General features: G+C 43.9%; 14 protein-coding genes and 1 riboswitch. Of the genes, 2 read left to right on the plus strand and 12 right to left on the minus strand.

Annotated elements, in window-relative coordinates; all coding sequences use genetic code 11:
- Nucleotides 1-258 precede the first annotated feature (258 nt).
- The 3 genes from BLQ13_RS04725 to BLQ13_RS04735 form a co-directional block, all read right to left on the minus strand.
- Nucleotides 259-621, minus strand: coding sequence for a hypothetical protein (locus tag BLQ13_RS04725; RefSeq protein WP_139168853.1), 363 nt, complete (start codon nucleotides 619-621; stop codon nucleotides 259-261).
- Between the two features lie 194 nt (nucleotides 622-815).
- A complete protein-coding gene (locus BLQ13_RS04730) occupies nucleotides 816-1025 on the minus strand; it encodes a hypothetical protein (RefSeq protein WP_090916580.1) in 210 nt (69 codons plus the stop codon).
- Nucleotides 1026-1180: 155 nt separating this feature from the next.
- Nucleotides 1181-2458 (minus strand): WD40/YVTN/BNR-like repeat-containing protein, encoded by a 1278-nt coding sequence (locus tag BLQ13_RS04735; protein WP_090916582.1) that lies wholly within the window; start codon nucleotides 2456-2458, stop codon nucleotides 1181-1183.
- Nucleotides 2459-2805: 347 nt separating this feature from the next.
- Here BLQ13_RS04735 and BLQ13_RS04740 point away from each other — a divergent pair, with 347 nt between their 5' ends.
- Nucleotides 2806-3735: an L-lactate dehydrogenase gene (locus BLQ13_RS04740; RefSeq protein WP_090916584.1), complete on the plus strand. Its 930-nt coding sequence runs from the start codon at nucleotides 2806-2808 to the stop codon at nucleotides 3733-3735.
- Between the two features lie 205 nt (nucleotides 3736-3940).
- On the opposite strand, the gene BLQ13_RS04745 is transcribed toward BLQ13_RS04740, so the two are convergent.
- The 9 genes from BLQ13_RS04745 to BLQ13_RS04785 all read right to left on the minus strand — a co-directional run bounded on the left by BLQ13_RS04745 (nucleotide 3941) and on the right by BLQ13_RS04785 (nucleotide 16408).
- Nucleotides 3941-5164 (minus strand): chromate transporter, encoded by a 1224-nt coding sequence (locus tag BLQ13_RS04745; protein WP_090916586.1) that lies wholly within the window; start codon nucleotides 5162-5164, stop codon nucleotides 3941-3943.
- 82 nt (nucleotides 5165-5246) lie between these two features.
- Nucleotides 5247-6182 (minus strand): tyrosine-type recombinase/integrase, encoded by a 936-nt coding sequence (locus tag BLQ13_RS04750; RefSeq protein WP_090916588.1) that lies wholly within the window; start codon nucleotides 6180-6182, stop codon nucleotides 5247-5249.
- A gap of 116 nt (nucleotides 6183-6298) precedes the next feature.
- The gene (locus BLQ13_RS04755) at nucleotides 6299-7387 is read right to left on the minus strand and encodes a hypothetical protein (RefSeq protein WP_090916590.1); all 1089 of its coding nucleotides are present in this window, start codon (nucleotides 7385-7387) and stop codon (nucleotides 6299-6301) included.
- 275 nt (nucleotides 7388-7662) lie between these two features.
- Complete coding sequence (locus BLQ13_RS04760; protein ID WP_090916592.1) at nucleotides 7663-9072, minus strand: branched-chain amino acid transporter BcaP; 1410 nt, start codon at nucleotides 9070-9072, stop codon at nucleotides 7663-7665.
- A gap of 529 nt (nucleotides 9073-9601) precedes the next feature.
- Nucleotides 9602-11056 (minus strand): glycoside hydrolase family 1 protein, encoded by a 1455-nt coding sequence (locus BLQ13_RS04765; protein WP_090916594.1) that lies wholly within the window; start codon nucleotides 11054-11056, stop codon nucleotides 9602-9604.
- A gap of 24 nt (nucleotides 11057-11080) precedes the next feature.
- The gene (locus BLQ13_RS04770) at nucleotides 11081-12946 is read right to left on the minus strand and encodes a beta-glucoside-specific PTS transporter subunit IIABC (RefSeq protein WP_090916596.1); all 1866 of its coding nucleotides are present in this window, start codon (nucleotides 12944-12946) and stop codon (nucleotides 11081-11083) included.
- Between the two features lie 146 nt (nucleotides 12947-13092).
- On the minus strand, nucleotides 13093-13932 hold the full coding sequence (licT, locus tag BLQ13_RS04775) for a BglG family transcription antiterminator LicT (RefSeq protein ID WP_090916598.1): 840 nt from the start codon (nucleotides 13930-13932) through the stop codon (nucleotides 13093-13095).
- A 324-nt stretch (nucleotides 13933-14256) separates the two neighbouring features.
- On the minus strand, nucleotides 14257-15630 hold the full coding sequence (locus tag BLQ13_RS04780) for an amidohydrolase family protein (protein WP_090916600.1): 1374 nt from the start codon (nucleotides 15628-15630) through the stop codon (nucleotides 14257-14259).
- Nucleotides 15631-15835: 205 nt separating this feature from the next.
- Nucleotides 15836-16408 (minus strand): CGNR zinc finger domain-containing protein, encoded by a 573-nt coding sequence (locus tag BLQ13_RS04785; protein ID WP_090916602.1) that lies wholly within the window; start codon nucleotides 16406-16408, stop codon nucleotides 15836-15838.
- Nucleotides 16409-16570: 162 nt separating this feature from the next.
- Between BLQ13_RS04785 and BLQ13_RS04790 the strand changes: the two genes are divergently transcribed.
- Nucleotides 16571-17074, plus strand: a complete 504-nt coding sequence (locus BLQ13_RS04790; protein WP_090916604.1) for a DinB family protein — start codon at nucleotides 16571-16573, stop codon at nucleotides 17072-17074.
- A gap of 83 nt (nucleotides 17075-17157) precedes the next feature.
- A riboswitch (FMN riboswitch) is annotated at nucleotides 17158-17308 on the plus strand.
- The last annotated feature ends 78 nt before the right edge of the window (nucleotides 17309-17386 follow it).

The following is a 17386-nucleotide window of genomic DNA, read 5'->3' on the forward strand; positions in this document are numbered from 1 at the left end:
ATCTAGTATTCGTCAATGGCTGTCCTTGAGATCTATTGATCTCTTTTATGGACTGAGATTTGTTGTTTTATATAATGTGAAAACGAATGTTCCAAATATGCATAGAAGTGATATAGGGTACAGTATCCATTTGTTCACACGATCTTTATATCCGATAACCAAACAAATGATGCCAATCCACATAATGAGAAGTTGCCCCACTACATAAAAAAAGCGCAAGAAAAATTATCTCCTTGCGTTCGTCAATATGACATTGTTTTATTCCCAGTCCCTTATTTTCACATAGGTTGCATCATAGTCTATAATCACTTCAGTTTTATCTGTAACTTCTTGCGCATCATAAATTACATCTTTTCCATGTAAATCAACTGGATTTGAGTCCGCTTTTACGAATACACCGCAATCCTTTATGTAAATCTCATCTGGATGTTGAGAATCATATTGTAAGTTGGCTGGAAGAGAATCTGTAGAGACTTCGTGCGAGTCTATAGTGTTACTCTCAGAAGCTTGAATCATAGATGTTCCTGTAATTACTGTAGTCCCAATTACTACTGCAATCAAAATCGAAGTGAAATTAATTTTCCTCATCATATTACTCCTTATGCTTAAAGAATTATCCATCTGTGACCACCGTATGATATGTAGTATTATATGAAACATAATTGATTATTTCAATAAAATTCCAATATACTCAAAATTAATATCACACAAGATTGAATAGAGGATTGTAGGAACATTTAACCGCATATAAAAAGAAACCCCCTTTCGGGGGTCAATTGTTGATACAGTGCTATTTTCATCTCCACTTTCTTTCACTATGCGTACATCATGTCCATGAATCCGCGTGTTACATCCACGCCTTCCGCTTGTTCCGGCTGATCTGTCTCTGCATGTGCAGCCATGCAAGCTTTCACGGCTTCTTCCGTAGTACAACGATTAGCGTCGTCACATGTGTAGCATAAGTGAAGCATGTATCTTGTTAATTCATCCGCCTGCGTGAATTGAGTTTGACCGTTGGTTCTCATCTTCATCACTCCTTTTCTTCTTGAGTTAAATATAACATCATCTTCATGATTTATTTGTGATTAATTTCACAATGTATCAAAAAAATAAAATAAAAATAAAGGGAAAACCTCATTCGAGATCTCCCCCTTACACTTTCCCAAGCAGCAATATTAGATTAAAGTACTTTCCAATGTTCTCCGCCATCAACAGTTTGCAGTAGTAGCGAACGTTTGGCATCAGTATTCTCCACCAAGATCCAGCCAAGCTTCGGCGATACCATCTGCATTTTCACAATCTCAGGGTAGTCTTTGAAAATCTTTTCTAACACACTGCTCGTAGGGTAGGCTGTCCATGTTTTGCCTGTATCCTTCGAATAATACATAATGCCCTTCTGCATCGCCCAACCTTCCGATGGACTCAGAAATACAGGTGCCAGATTGCGGTTAATTCCTGTTTGCTTATCCAGATTAAATGAATACGGCTTCCAACTTACGCCACCATCAGCTGTGAAGAAACCGCTGAACGTTATGCTCTCTCCGCTGGCACATGACATGGACATCCAGGCCGACTTCGCTTCACGTCCAAAAAATTGAGGTGCACTGATCGTGAAATTACCGCAGGCTTTGAATTTATCCCGGTCAAAAAAGGAAGAACCCGTTCGCCACTGTTCGCCACCATCTGATGTCACGTACAGCTTCGGTGTACCGAACTCTATGGCACTCAGGAATCCATGCTTGGAGTCCGAAAACGTCATGCCCGTGGTGTAGCCACGTCTTGAAATTTCACCCGTTTGGGATTTATCCTTGTCATCACTGGAAGTCATTCGCTCCCAAGTTGTACCTCCATCCTGAGTACGATACAGGTTTTTGTCCTGTTTACCAATTCCCGTATCGAGCGTCGTCAGAACCCAGCCTTTCTCGGGAGAGACAAAGGATATCGCTGTTACCTTATCCGTCTTCGACAAGGAAGACAAACTCCAGCTCACGCCTCCATTATTGGTACGTAGCACAATCGTATCTGTGCCTCCCATCCCCTCTCGAACAATCCAGCCATGCATACGATCTACAAAATAAATACTTTCTCCATATTTCGGATTAGCCGGGAATTGCACATTCTCTGAGGGCGAAATGTTGGTCCACGTTTTTCCCTGATCCTGAGTGTAATAGAGCCGGAGCGCATTACGCGTAACTCCCCAGGCCAAGCCCCCGTTATCATTAATGAGTTGAAAATCAGTCAAACGTGTCTGAATCTGATATTTGGCCATCTCCGCTGCTTCGGTGTTATTGTTTGCCGGGGGTACAACAGTAAGAGTCTGACCAACGTTACCGCTGTCATCCTGTTCCTGAGGTTCTGCAACTGGCGGCTGTTCCGTTTTGGTACAAGCAACCAGTAACATCATGATACCTATAGACAGCATTGCTGTCTGCGCGATTTTTTTCCATTGCAAGCGCAAGTGGGTTCCACCTCTCTCATTCATCAGACAGACGCGCATGTCTCTGTGACGAAGTTATATTTACGATTCATCAGAATCCACTGCTCCTATTCTACCACAAACTTCGACCTAAAGGCTCACACCGCCGGGGAACCTGCCGAATGTTGAATATTTTTGCCGATCATTGTCCTTGAATACCAATATGTAGACCTTTTTTGAATCATTTGAAGTCTATTTATCCACCTTTTTATCGGATTTTCCCTGGTAATTAGTGCATGTTGTGAAAAAAGTTATAGACAAAACTCGCTTTATCTCCACATATCCCTTAATATGGATGGTAGTATACCCAAAAAGGAGAGGATAAGATTATGACAACAAGTTCAGCATTGAAGCCCAGTCGTGTCGTTATTATCGGCATGGGTGCGGTAGGAACAACAACGGGATACACGCTTATGCTCAGACAGCGTTCGTCCGAGTTGGTATTTGTGGATGTGAATCATGACAAGGCAACCGGCGAAATGCTGGATATGAACCACGGTTTACCATTTACCGGGGGCGTTAAAGTGTGGGCAGGTGACTATTCCGACTGCAAAGATGCCGATATCATCATCATTACTGCGGGTGCTTCACAAAAGCCGGGCGAGACTAGAATTGATCTGCTGAAGAAAAATGCAAGCATTTTCAAAGACATCATTGATCGAATTACCGAAGTCAACTCGCACGGTATTTTGTTGATTGCTACAAACCCTGTTGATATCTTATCCTATACTTCCTGGAAACAAAGCGGCTGGCCGGCTTCCCGGGTCATTGGCTCAGGTACATTGCTGGACAGCGCACGATTCCGTTATCTGATCGGTAAAAATAAAGGCATCGACCCCCGCAGCATTCACGCTCACATCATCGGTGAACATGGGGATTCCGAGGTGCCTGTATGGAGTCTGGCAAACGTTGCGGGAACAGACCTTGAACTGGACGAAGAAACCCAACAAGAGATTTTCAATAGCACCAAAAATGCAGCTTACGAGATCATTAATGCCAAAGGAGCCACTTCCTATGCCATCGCTTTGGCACTCGATCGTATTGTGGCTGCCATTCTGGGTAACGAAGGCTCCGTTCTGAATGTTTCCACATTGCTTGAAGATTATAACGGCGTTTCTGATGTATATCTGGGTGTTCCTTGTGTCGTAGATCGCCATGGCGTGCGTGAAATTCTGCCGCTTCCGTTGAATGAAACCGAGAAATTGGCCTTTCAGGCATCTGCAAGCAAATTAAAAGAACAGATTGCCGGACTGGAATAACATATACACTTATCCATTAAAAAAAGACCATTCAACAACTCTGCATAGAGTTCCGGATGGTCTTTTGATATGACGTGACAGGACGTTCCACTTCCTTACAAGAATATCGTTTAATCTCAGCTCATTCATGATTATCATTAATTATTTCAGTCTTTACCTTTTTATTATTTTAGGTTTACATAATAATAATGACGGAAACTAAAATTCAAATTTGATTGACAATCATACCTCCAACGATACCTAACAGAACAATGATCCATGGTGGGCATTTCCAGAAGTTCAGCAGTACAAACAAAATACATACCACCGCAAAATCAGCAGGCGACAATACAGCTGTTGTCCATAGCGGCTGGTAGAGTGCGGCTAACAGAAGACCTACTACTCCTGCATTGATTCCAGCTAACGCTCCTTGCATATGCGAATTACCGCGAAGCACATTCCAGAAGGGCAACGCACCGATAATGAGCAAAAATGCAGGTAAAAATATAGCGATTGTAGCAATAAACGCTCCTGCTCCGCCCATCGAAACTGCCCCAAGATACGCGGCAAATGTAAATAAGGGGCCAGGGACCGCTTGTGTTGCCCCATATCCAGCTAGAAAGTCATCTTTGCTCACTACACCGTGAGGTACGAGTTCTTGCTCAAGCAATGGCAATACGACATGTCCCCCGCCAAATACCATTGAACCTGCTCGGTACATCGAATCGAAAAGAGCGATCCACTCCATATTTATGGCCTGCCGCAGGATCGGCAACAGGATAAGCAGACCTGCAAAAGTGATTAAACACAGCACAGCCAAGCTACGGCGGATGGGCACATTCATTTTGATAACTGGAGTGACCGGAACATTGCGGTACATCCACCAGCCAATGAAACCTGAGAACAGGATTAGTATGACCTGACTATATGGAACTGTCCATAGTAAAGCCGCTGTGGCCACTAACACAGCAATGGTAATCCTCACTTTGTCCGGGGCAAGCTTCTGGGCCATACCAAGAATGGCATGAGCAACAATTACCACTGCTACGATTTTCAAACCGCTGATCCAACCCGCATGACCCACATCGTAACCTTTTAAAATAAACGCAAACGCCACTAATATGAGCACGGACGGAAGAGTGAATCCAATCCAAGCCATCAATCCACCAAGCAGACCTGCACGCATGACACCGATCCCAATCCCCACCTGACTACTCGCTGGTCCAGGGAGAAATTGACACAACGCCACTAGATCAGCATAACTCTGCTCGTCCATCCATTTTCGTTTGCGTATATACGCGTTATGAAAATAGCCTAAATGCGCTGTCGGACCTCCAAAGGATGTCAGTCCCAGCTTAGCAGCAACGATAAGCACTTCCCACAGCGCCCGCCATCGGTTTGGTGTAACAGCCTGATCTTGATCATCCGAAGCAGGATTTCCCGTCTTCATGCTCGCCCATCTCTCCTAGCATGTCATGTGTTGTTGTCCAGATTTTTTTGGATTCTCTCCAACTTATATCGTTCGTTTTGTTCTAATTCATCACTTCGTTAACCGGAAGTTTAACATCCAGCAAAGCCATCGCCTCTTCTTTTTCCCGGCTGGTAACATGGGTGTACACCGTTGTCGTTTGAATGGAGGCATGTCCGAGCAGTTCCTGTACCGTGCGCAGATCAGCTCCGCGCCGCAACATCATAGTGGCGAACGAGTGACGCAGCTTGTGGCTGGAATAGCTTTGGCGCTGATGAACAGGAGCTTCCTGCTGGAAGCGTTCGAAGGTTTCTGTAGAGATGAGTTGAATGCTACGAATGGACAGACGCTTGCCTTTTTGCGATACAAACAGGGCCTCTTCCTTCTCGCCCCGCCACGGATTCAACCGTTCTTCAAGAGCCTGAGATAACACTTCTGCAACCGTTTCAGGAACCGGGATTGTTCTCCATTTTCTCCCCTTTCCGAACACATCGAGTGTGCGTCGCTCGGGGTTGTAGTCTTTACAATTAAGGGCATGCACTTCTCCCACCCGAAGTCCCATATAACCCATTAGCAGGAACAATGCCAGGTTGCGGGTGCGATATTTCCCTTCGACGGATGCCAAAAAGCGTGTCAAACCTCCTTCGTCCAGGAAGACTGGAGCACGATTTTTCTCGGTTTTGGACTTTTTGATGCCAGAAGCCGGATTGCTCGCCAGCACTTCGAGTTCAATGAGTGACTTGTAGAAGCAGTTGACTGCCGCGTGTTTACGGTTCCGGGTAGCATCACTCACGCCACGCTCCCGTGCACGGGACAGAAAAGCAAGCACATGCAACTTCTTCACTTGCTCCAGCGATTTTCCTTGGATAGAAGTAAGGAATTCCGTTACGTCCCCCGTGTAAGATTTGACCGTATATCCGGTGTACCCGGCATCCTTCATCCAGATATGAAAGGCCTGCAACTCATCCCCATATTGCTCCTGAACCTCTTCATTGATCACCTGCTCTTGTCACCTCCACTGACTTCAAATGTACTGATTGACCTGCTATACTGACTGACGTGAATGCAATGTATTTCTATTTCAAAATCGGTTTACTATTTGCAGAACACAGACGCCTAACTTAGTGGAAAATCAACCTCTTCGACGATCACAACATCAGCCATCAGCAAAATCGTTTCCGGTTTGCCCTCACGACGTGTGAGCACAAACGATGGGATCGGATTTTCATGAAGCTCATTGACCGATTCCGCCACCTGAACATACAGATCCAGAAGAAGTGTCTCTCCTTCGCCTGGAATATCAATAACTGGCCAATCTTTATGAATGCAATCCGCCCAAAAAGCAAGTTCATTCGCTGGAACAATGCTTAGCTGCTGCACTTTGGGATCAATCGGATATATTGCTTGCCGCTCAGGTTCATCCCCAAGCTTGTCCCATGGTAATGCATAATCACCTTGCTCGCTTGGTGGGGAATACAGGGAGTAACACCACGGAGTCATGTCCCATACAACCAGCATCAGTCCCTCTTCAAGCAATACATCCAGTCGGCCTTCCGTGAAATGTTCAATTAAATTATGATTACCTGGCCCGAGTAGTTCTTCTACTCGCTTCGCGAGACGACCCAGATCCGCCAGGATGAATCCTCTTCGGCCATAGGAGTCGAACACATGATGATTCCGAGTCCATGTTGCAGAAGGTGAATCGAGTATAGAGGCTTCTGCCGGGAAAAGTGTGATATGTACGGTATTCACTTGTGCGTATTTCACCATCGCTAGCTGTTCCGGTTCTAACGGACCTTCTGCGATTCGGGGTGTTTTGCGGTGTAAAGCCACGCGAACCTCATATTCACCCTCTTTATAAGGTGCGAGATCAAGTTCAATCGGATAACTTATACCTTGAATCGAAGCTATTGAAATCTTGCTGTTCTCGGTTAGACGAACCGCGTATTGTACGTAGGATATTTCGGCTCCATACAGAACATTAGCATCCTCACGGTGCACAGGTGTCTGCAATAGCTGGGCGATCACGGAAACTTTGCGACCATCCTCCAGATGTCGTTGTGGATCGATGTCCAACTGCAGATTATCTGTTTCATCCTCTTGTGATATGATCAGCTTCGCCTCAGCGAGAACGGTTGAATCCGCAAGTGCAAACCCAAAATGCGACGAGTGTTCATTAAAATTGTTATGTAATGGTTCTTTCATACGTTAACCCCTCTCTTCGGTTCTGGTTGCAGATCACACCCCCAAATATATTTCATATTTGATTCATCCGCAACCCCGACCTGCTGATACACTCAGCAGGTTTCCTTTATCCTTTACCCAGGTGAGTGACAAATTTAACGCAGCAAACTTCTTTTAATCGTTAGTTTTAAACATCTCTTTTTAACCAACGACTCCTATATTGTTGCACAAAAAAATCCCTGCTCCTTCGCTTGGCGATTGGGGAGCAGGGAAAGATTCAAAGCTTATTTTTCAATTCACTTCCGCCGAAGTGGATTCAGATGACTATGATGACGACCATAGGCAAAATAAATAATTAATCCGACAATCAGCCAGCCAAAAAACGTAATCCATGTCAGAGCTGCAAGGCGAGTCATCAAATAGAAACAGCCGAGAGCACTCAGAATCGGAATCAATGGCACGAGCGGAACACGGAAACCCCGTTTGAGATCAGGGTTATTTTTACGCAATACGATAATCCCGATACTCACTACAGCAAAAGCAAACAACGTACCGATGTTCGTAAGTTCTGCCAGATGGCCAAGAGAGATGAAGCCGGAGAACAGTGCAACAATGATACCTGCGAGCCAGCTACCCACTGCCGGTGTCTGACTTTTACCACTTACCTTGGAGAAAACGGGAGATAATAGACCATCACGTGACATGGAATAGAGCAGACGGGTCTGACCATACATCATGACGAGCAAGACCGTTGTAATTCCCGTAATGGCTCCAAGGGATACAATCCATGACAACCCGTTTAATTGAACGAATTCAAAAGCAAACGCAACCGGATCGCTAACATTTAACATGTTGAATGGCACAATGCCCGTGAGAATCAGAGATACTACAATATATAGGACGGTACATACGGCAAGGGATGCAATAATACCTATCGGCAAATCCCGCTGCGGGCGTTTCACTTCTTCAGCTGCAGTTGATACAGCATCAAATCCGATATACGCAAAAAATACTGTAGCTGCACCCGCCGTTACACCGGAGAAGCCAAACGGCAAGAAAGGATGCCAGTTCGCTGGTTGAACATAAAACACACCCACACCGATGAAGATTAGCACCACGATAATTTTAATGCCTACCATGATTCCATTCGCTCTTGCCGCTTCCTTTACCCCACGGGTTAACAGGAACGTAATGATTAACGTAATTACGGCTGCTGTAATGTCAAAATACGTACCTTTCTCCGGATTAAACGCACTGGTTAATGCATGAGGTAACTCCAATCCAAATCCGGATAATAAAGTCTGGAAGTACCCTGACCAACCGCTGGCTACCGCCGCACTCGCAAAGCCATATTCCAGAATGAGATCCCAACCTAGAATCCACGCAATCACTTCACCAAACGCAGTGTAGCTGTACGTATAAGCACTTCCCGAAGCCGGGATGGTGGAAGCAAATTCAGAGTAACATAAGGCGGCAAACGCACAGATAATACCTGCCAGTAAAAAAGATAATACCAGACCAGGTCCGGCATACTTGGCAGCTGCGACACCTGTCAGTACAAAAATGCCTGTACCAATGATCGCTCCTACACCAAGCGTCGTTAAATCAAAGGCCCCAAGCGCCCTCTTTAATACACCGCTTTCATTGGATTGGCTGGCAATCGGCTTTTTACGGAATAACACACTGATTTTCTCATTTCTACTCATACGCATGTTCCTTTCATGGTGAATCTCGAATGTGTTGCCGCGTAACTACGACGAAATAACATTTCTCATCTGTTCTATGAAAAACTCATTTGTTCTATCTTATCCATCACCTATAAAAACCTATCGAATTCTACACGTTATCGCGTTGAATGATTAAATTTATTTTTGGAGATGGCTTATTTTGACCTTTATGCACGAAAAATATCACGTTCTGTTACCCATGCTGAAGGATGAAAATGGATTTAAATAAAAACTGCGTATAATTTATATTATGCGCAGTTTTTTGAATGCTTTTTATAGATCGAAATTTAACTTTTATTGTTGTTAAATGAATTTATGCAATTTGAACTGTTTTTTCGTCTTTTTTCGCTGTCATATCTTATCCTGATTCGGATTGTGTCCCTACTGTTCGTAATAAAAAAGCCGCTAGCAATTAGCGGCTTCTTTCAACACATTTTCATATAGACCATATCCAGGTCTGTGACCAATGATCATATCCAAAGGCTATTTCACTTCGATACTTTTTATCCTAACCAAGATCTTCCCCGTTGGATTCAATCACTTTTTTATACCAGTAGAAACTGTTCTTTTTACTTCTTTTCAGTGTGCCTTTGCCCTCGTTATCCTTATCTACATAAATGAAACCATAGCGCTTGGCCATTTCACCCGTGGAAGCACTCACAATATCGATGCAACCCCAGGCTGTATAACCGATCAGGTTAACGCCGTCACGAACAGCTTCTCTCATCTGTTCAATGTGGGCACGCAAAAACTCAATCCGGTACATATCGTTAATGGTGCCATCCTCTTCAACGACATCCACTGCACCCAGGCCATTCTCTACAATCATCATTGGAATGCGATACCGATCATAGACATGGTTCAGCACGTACCGGAGTCCAACCGGATCAATCTGCCAGCCCCAGTCCGTTGCTTCTAGATACGGATTTTTGTACCCACCAAAAACGTTACCTTGGGTTTCATCCCCTTCTGGTCGCGTACCTACCACATGAGATTTGTAGTAGCTAAAGCTATAGAAATCCACACAACCTTGTTTAAGAACTTCTTGATCGTCTTCAGCCATTTGAATGTCAATATTCTTCTCTTCAAAGTATCTCTTCGCAAAGTCGGGATATTCTCCTCTAACTTGTACATCGCTGCTCATCATATTGTTGATTTGATCCATCCTTAGCGCTTGCAACATATCTTCCGGTTTACATGTGCTTCCGTACCCATGGCTGTAATTGATCATACAACCGAGTTTGAAGTCTGGATTGATCTCATGTGCAAGCTTGACCGCTTTGGCACTCGCCACGAATTGATGGTGCAGCGCTTGAAATCTCATCTGCGTGCTGTCTACGGATGTATTGTTAAATACGCCGCCTTTTTTATCAACCAGCAGAGCTCCTGCCAGGTATGCACCTGCCGGAACAATCAGGCTATTAATTTCGTTAAAAGTAATCCAATACTTCACCACGTCTTTGTAACGATTAAAGATGGCGTCGCAATACTTTACATAACAATCGATCATTTCTCTGGAAGCCCAAGCATTAAATTTCTCAGTTAGAGCAAACGGTGCTTCATAATGCGAGATCGTAACGATCGGTTCGATATTATACTTTTTCAATTCATTGAACACATTGTCATAAAATTGAAGCCCTGCTTCATTCGGCGCTGCATCGTCTCCGTTCGGGAAAATTCTAGACCATGCGATGGACATTCTATAACAACGGAAACCCATCTCTGCAAACAGACGAATATCTTCCTTGTAATGATGGTAAAAATCTACCGCTTCATGAGAAGGATAATGAACCCCCTCCTCAGTTGTTATCGTGATGCGACGGGGAACCGTATGGGTTCCGCCTGTCATCATATCAGCTGTACTTGCCTTTTTACCATCAAGGTTCCAGGCACCTTCGTATTGATTCGCCGCTGTTGCACCACCCCACATGAAAGATTCGGGGAAACCATTTTTGTTATTCATGAACCATTCCTCCTTAAATTAGCTTTAAATAATTTTGATCAATTTTTCACCAATCATAATCGATGGCTTGTCCGTGTTGATCACATCTACAAAATCATGTGAATTCGTAACGATAATGGGGGTAGTCAGGTCAAAGCCTTTCGCCGCGATCGCATCCGTATCAAACTCAATGAGTAAATCTCCAGCTTTTACAGTATCGCCTTCTTGGACGTGCACCTTAAAATGTTCACCTTTCAACTTCACCGTGTTCATTCCGATGTGAATGAGAAGCTCTGCACCATCATTTGAACTAATACCGATGGCATGGGACGTAGGGAAAATCGCAGATACCACACCATCTGCTGGTGATACTAGTTTTCCAACCGCAGGTTCAATAGCGACCCCTCTTCCCATAGCTCCCGTTGCAAAAGCTTCGTCCTTAATCGTGGATAACTCCAGAACTTTACCAGTCAATGGTGCAACGAGAATATGTTCAGAAACACCGGCAACAGCTACACGATCGTTTGTAGACGTTTTTTCTTGTGTTTCTTGAATCTTTCCATCCTCGGGTACATCTTCAAATCCCAAGATAAGAGTCATGATGAAAGTAACTACAAATGCAATCACACAACCAATTGCCGCATGAACCAAGTTCCATGGATGATCCGTGATAAATGCGGGGAGCGTAGCTATACCTGCAATACCTAGAGCGGATCGAGCTACACCGAACAATCCGACATAAACACCAGCTACCATGCCACCAACAATTACAGCAATAAGTGGTTTTTTCAACCGTAAATTTACACCAAACAAGGCAGGCTCGGTAATTCCGAGCAAGGCAGTGATGCTTGTAGAATATGCAACTTGTTTAAATGCTTTATTTTTAGTTCTCATAGCAACTGCAAGTGCAGCGGCACCTTGAGAAATATTGTGTACAAGCATACCCGGACCAACAATGCTATCGGTCTTCGTCTGTGCGTAAGCTGTGAGCACAACAGGTCCCAAACTATAATGCATACCTGTCATAATCAAAAACGGGAATGCCCCGCCGATAATACCAGATACTAACCATCCTGCATGTGTATTCACAAAAGAAACACCTGACGCAAGGTAGTTACCCGCAATGGCACCGATCGGACCTAATACAATCAGCGTTAATGGTGCCATAATAAGAATAACGATTAACGGTTTAAGAATGGATTTAATAACCGATGGAGAATATTTCTCGGCAAAGCGTTCCACATATGACAAGATCCATACCGCTAAAATAATCGGAATAACCGACGAAGTGTACGTCGCTGGCGTGACAGGCAGTCCTAAAAACGAAACAGGCTCACCTGCAGACATCAACGCCCCTAAGGAAGGATGCAACAGAACACCAGCAATCGTTAATGCAAAGCCCACGTTAGCTTTAAGCTTGACAGCCGCACTCCAGGCAAGCAGCATCGGCAAGAAGTAATACGCCGCATCACCGATAAAGGTCATAATCGTATTGAATTGTCCATCCAGATCAACGAGATCAAATGTTTTCAAAATAAGAAGAACGGCTTTGATCATCGCACAACCAATCATGGCTGGCAGGATCGGTGTAAAGATTCCGGAGATCGTGTCCAGAAGAGTAGTCAGTTTTCCCTTTTTCGCAGTAGGAGCATCGTCATTGGTTGCAAAGTTCCCCAGTTTCGTCAAAGCTTTATACACATTGTTTACCTCGTTACCGATAATGACCTGATACTGCCCACCACTGCTGGCAACACCCACAACACCTTGTACATTTTTTAAAGCTTCATCATTCGCGACCTTCTCGTCTTTCAGATTGAATCGCAACCTTGTAGCACAGTGTGTTACACTATCTACGTTTTTTTCTCCACCGACTAGTTTCAAAATCTCGGCGGCTGTGCTTTCATGTTTCATGTACTGCTCCCCCTCTAACGTTTTTAGGTATAAAAAAAGACCTAGAATTCTATCGAATATAGATAAGCTCTATACACGATGGAACTCTAGGTCTTGCCTGCCTCACCAGTAACAATCCTAGTATACTCATTATAGTGGCTGATGAATTATTCCTTCTCTTCATCAATGACCCTTTTGATATGAACCGTTAAATATACCAATTCGTCTTCTGTTAATTCTTTTCCATAATCGACCCGAATCAGCTGTGCAATTCGGAGACTGCATTGATATTCATTCGCATACTTTTCCTTAATGATATGGAGAAAATCACTGTCACCACTTTTCACAACCGTATGATTGAACAAGCGGTAGGCGAAAAATTTCAAATGAGTGACAAGCCTGGAATAATGAAGCGAGCTTTCATTGAAATGAATATTAAACTGATATCGAATTATATTCAAGACTTTATGAATCAACTGTGTAATCTTCATGGTTTCTTCCATTTCGGATCCCAATTCTGCATTGACAATATGAAGTGCAATGAACCCAGCCTCATCCTCAGGCAGTGTAATGTTAAATTCCTCATTAATCATATCCCGGGCTTTCATAGCCACGCGAAATTCATTGGAATAAAACGCTTTAATTTCAGACAACAAAGCATTATTGAAATTCATACCCTGCTTGTAACGTGCCACGGCAAAATTAATGTGGTCCGTTAACGTTAGATATATATTTTCATTGAGTTCCTTGTTTAAGGACTGCTTGGCGTACTGAATAATACTGTCGGACACACGAATATATTCCATGGGGATTTGTGCCAGCAGGGCATATAATTTACCTGTTACATTTTTGGATTTCAGAAAAAATTCTTTCTCAATTTTGACTGTGTCCACATCGTCTCCCTTTTTCTTCTGAAAACCAATGCCACTGCCTAAAAGCATCATCTCCTGGCGCCGTTCATTGACTGCACAGACGACATTATTGTTAATAATTCGTGTGATCTTCATCGGAATCTCCTTTTAAAATGAAACGTTAACAGAATTTAGCAACAAAAAAAGACCATTAATTATGCATACATGAAAAAACACAATTTTGCATGTTTGCATTATCAATCGGTCTTGCCTGCTGATCAGTAACAATCCTGATTAAATTCATTATTAACTTATATCGCTATCTTAGTAGAAAGCGTTCTATTTGTCAACACACCTTACTCCAACCCCAATTTAATGTGAAAACCTCTTACGAAAAACGGAGTAAAGAAGAAAGACGCGAAAAGAGCCGCATTCTGGATGAACGGCCCTTTAGCTTTATTTATTTTATAGACAGCTCTATTATGAAAAAACAACCCGGTCCGCATCGGACATCCGATATTGCGTCAACAAATATTCCGTACTCTGCGTGGCTTTGCGCCGAATTTCGTCCAGATCGACATGCAACAGCTTGCCCTCTCGCTTCACAGGTTTTCCCGCAACAAAAACCGTATCCACATTGGATGGATTGGCAAATTGCACAACAGCACCAATAGGATCATGCACAGGGAACAAGTTTAGATCCGTCGTACGAATCATGATCACATCCGCTTCTTTTCCCGGCGTAAGTGTACCTGTTTTTTGCTCCAGTCCTAAAGCCCGTGCACCCGCAGAGGTCGCAAATCGTAACACTTGGCTTGCCTGCAAACCGAGTTCACCCGGCATTTCACCCTGTTGCAAAAGGTACTCATTCGTTCTTGAACGCTCCGCTTGCAACGCGAATTTCATCTGTGAAAACATGTCTCCGCCCGTCGAAGTCACGACATCTACCCCAAGCGTTGGCGTACCTCCGTGCTCCATAAAGTGCCCTGTAGCTGGATAGCCATGTCCCATCATCATCTCAACTTCAGGTGTAACTGACAAAGAGGCTCCGCTGTCTGCGAGCATTTTGAATTCATCCATGCCCATCGTATTGCCGTGTACAACATTGATCCGTGGGCTAAACAGCCCTGCCTCATACATGCGGCTAATCGAACGATCTACTGATCCCCAGCTGCCGAAACCGACATGCATCGAACAAATGGCGTCCAGTTCTTCCGCAAGCTGAATATCCTGCACCGTTGTATCCCAATGGCTAAACTCTGGTCCTCGAATAGCAAGTCCATAGGTGAGTAGTTGATCATTCGAAGAGAAATATCGCTCTTTAACCCCTCTAACATTTTCGGGATACGACAACTTGCTCTCACGATTCCAATACATCGTTTCCCCTGGTACACCATGGGCAAATACAGCACGAATTCCTGCATCCTGTAATCCTCGAATCAGTTCATCCGTGTGCTCAGACGAGTATGGCATACTCCAATCCAGTACCGTAGTGACTCCTGCGTTAAGCGCTTCCAGCGATCCAAACAGATTGGCAATATAGCTATCCTGTGGACGAAGCTTGCTTCCCATAGCTCCATAGTACAAATTTTGCAGATAGACGGGGAGCGACCAGTTTGTTCCGGCTGTTTTGACAAGCGATTCCCACATATGCCGATGTGTATCCACCAGTCCAGGCATAATAATCATGTCTGAAGCGTCGATGACTTCAATATCTGCATTGGACACCTCAATATTTGGTTGAACCGCTGTAATCAAAGAATCCTGAATAAGTACGTCTGCCCGGTTATACTGACCAATACGAGCATCCATCGATAATACACAACCGTTCTTCAAAAGATAACCTGTCCTCATAAGACATCTCTCCAATCGTAATGGTTTGTAAAATGATCTGATCCGCATTGCTTGTTCTTACATATACTTTATGACTATATTTTCGCTAGTATATATACATTATATATCATACCTTAATATTTATCAAATTCTGGAAGAGCTAACTGAGACCTATATGGTGATTCACGGATTGAAAAAGGTAGAACTTCGTTGGTAAACTTGATAATTATGTTTTACTCTTTTCCTCATTAGATTGCATTTTTCGTTTCGCTCGAAAACGTCTCACCTTCATTAGATTACCGCACATCTTATCATCGCAATATTTCTGTGTTCTGCTCCGGGTATCATCATAAAATATCCATCGGCAGTCCGGATTGTCACAGCTTCGAATTCTCTTCCCTTCACCCTCTACGAGTGTCATTGCAAAATCAGCAGCAACCTCTGCCATCACCTGAAGCCAATGCGCATGGATGGGAACCAGTATAACTTCCCATCCTTGTTCCTTCGAGACTAATCGTCTGATGACTTCACCAGCCTGCATAAAATCATTTAACCAAACTTGATCCTTCTCAGTGAAGGGTGTTCCGTTAGACAAACGAATAGCCAGTGACTGCAAATCATCTCTAAAACTTCTCATTGCGGATTCCTCTTCATTCGACGCCGGTACTGACGCTTCTAATTGCCAACGATTCAAGAAATCTTGCTGCCAGCTAACCTTTCCCAGTCTGTCTTCTGATCGATCCCCGCCACGCCAATCATGATAATCACTGTTCACAAAATCTGTCCATAATCTATCCATTGGGTCCTCCGATTGATGTAACTATCTAATTTAGATAAAGATGGTTACAATCATTCAAATTGTGTTATATTAATTGTAACCATTTCAACCCATATTAGCTAGTTACCAGCATGAAGATGCAAGAACGAGATGAGTCTGACATGAGAGGAATGAAATTTAAAAATGAAAACGGTCACCACAGCATTAGATGTATTGGTTATTCAGAATGAAGATACTTGGGATCAATGTAACTGGATTGTCCCATTGTCCAAGGCTCTGGAGGGGCTGACCGCTGAACAGGCTGCCTGGGTTCCGCCTTCAGGTGGACTGAGCATATGGCAATTAGCCAATCATATGTTTTATTACAATCAACGGATTTTGGAACGTCTTCAGGGAAAAGAACCGTCTGTACCCGCTGCAGATTCCAACGTAGCTACGTTTGGTATTTCGGGTGATCCTTTGAACGAAGCTGGCTGGAGCAAGCTGATGGAACAAACCACTAAACTGGCTGAGCAGTTGCGCGATACCCTTGCTACATTACAGGACTCGAAGCTTGAGGAAGCTTATATGGATTCCGACGACAACTGGGCTCAGACGCTTGCCCGCTGGGTTCTACACGATGCCTATCATGCAGGTCAGATTGTGCAGTTGCGGAGGCAACAGGGATGCTGGAGTATTGTTTTCTAAAAAAACACTTGAACTGATAGCGTTTACAGGAATAAGATGAACTTCATAAGGTTACAACTTGTTCAATACACTAATTAATTGAATAGGATCTTCGGGGTAGGGTGCAATTCCCAACCGGCGGTGATGTTCTTATAGAACCAGCCCGCGACTCGCTGTTTAAGGTTCCGACCTGGTAGCGACTGACTTGGTGCGATTCCAAGGCCGACGGTATAGTCCGGATGAGAGAAGATCAACACAACGGCAAGCCGTATTTGGGAAGTCTTTTTCCCTGACGCCTTGTCTTTGAATGGTCCCCCGTTTATTTGGCGTACG

Source organism: Paenibacillus polysaccharolyticus (assembly GCF_900102085.1).
Taxonomy (GTDB): domain Bacteria; phylum Bacillota; class Bacilli; order Paenibacillales; family Paenibacillaceae; genus Paenibacillus; species Paenibacillus polysaccharolyticus.

Excerpts from the sequence above, each read along its gene's own strand:
- BLQ13_RS04725 (WP_139168853.1), bottom strand. The coding sequence starts at position 621 with ATGGATAATTCTTTAAGCATAAGGAGTAATATGATGAGGAAAATTAAT.
- BLQ13_RS04730 (WP_090916580.1), bottom strand. The coding sequence starts at position 1,025 with ATGAGAACCAACGGTCAAACTCAATTCACGCAGGCGGATGAATTAACA.
- BLQ13_RS04740 (WP_090916584.1), top strand. The coding sequence starts at position 2,806 with ATGACAACAAGTTCAGCATTGAAGCCCAGTCGTGTCGTTATTATCGGC.
- BLQ13_RS04745 (WP_090916586.1), bottom strand. The coding sequence starts at position 5,164 with ATGAAGACGGGAAATCCTGCTTCGGATGATCAAGATCAGGCTGTTACA.
- BLQ13_RS04755 (WP_090916590.1), bottom strand. The coding sequence starts at position 7,387 with ATGAAAGAACCATTACATAACAATTTTAATGAACACTCGTCGCATTTT.
- BLQ13_RS04760 (WP_090916592.1), bottom strand. The coding sequence starts at position 9,072 with ATGAGTAGAAATGAGAAAATCAGTGTGTTATTCCGTAAAAAGCCGATT.
- BLQ13_RS04765 (WP_090916594.1), bottom strand. The coding sequence starts at position 11,056 with ATGAATAACAAAAATGGTTTCCCCGAATCTTTCATGTGGGGTGGTGCA.
- BLQ13_RS04770 (WP_090916596.1), bottom strand. The coding sequence starts at position 12,946 with ATGAAACATGAAAGCACAGCCGCCGAGATTTTGAAACTAGTCGGTGGA.
- licT (WP_090916598.1), bottom strand. The coding sequence starts at position 13,932 with ATGAAGATCACACGAATTATTAACAATAATGTCGTCTGTGCAGTCAAT.
- BLQ13_RS04780 (WP_090916600.1), bottom strand. The coding sequence starts at position 15,630 with ATGAGGACAGGTTATCTTTTGAAGAACGGTTGTGTATTATCGATGGAT.
- BLQ13_RS04785 (WP_090916602.1), bottom strand. The coding sequence starts at position 16,408 with ATGGATAGATTATGGACAGATTTTGTGAACAGTGATTATCATGATTGG.
- BLQ13_RS04790 (WP_090916604.1), top strand. The coding sequence starts at position 16,571 with ATGAAAACGGTCACCACAGCATTAGATGTATTGGTTATTCAGAATGAA.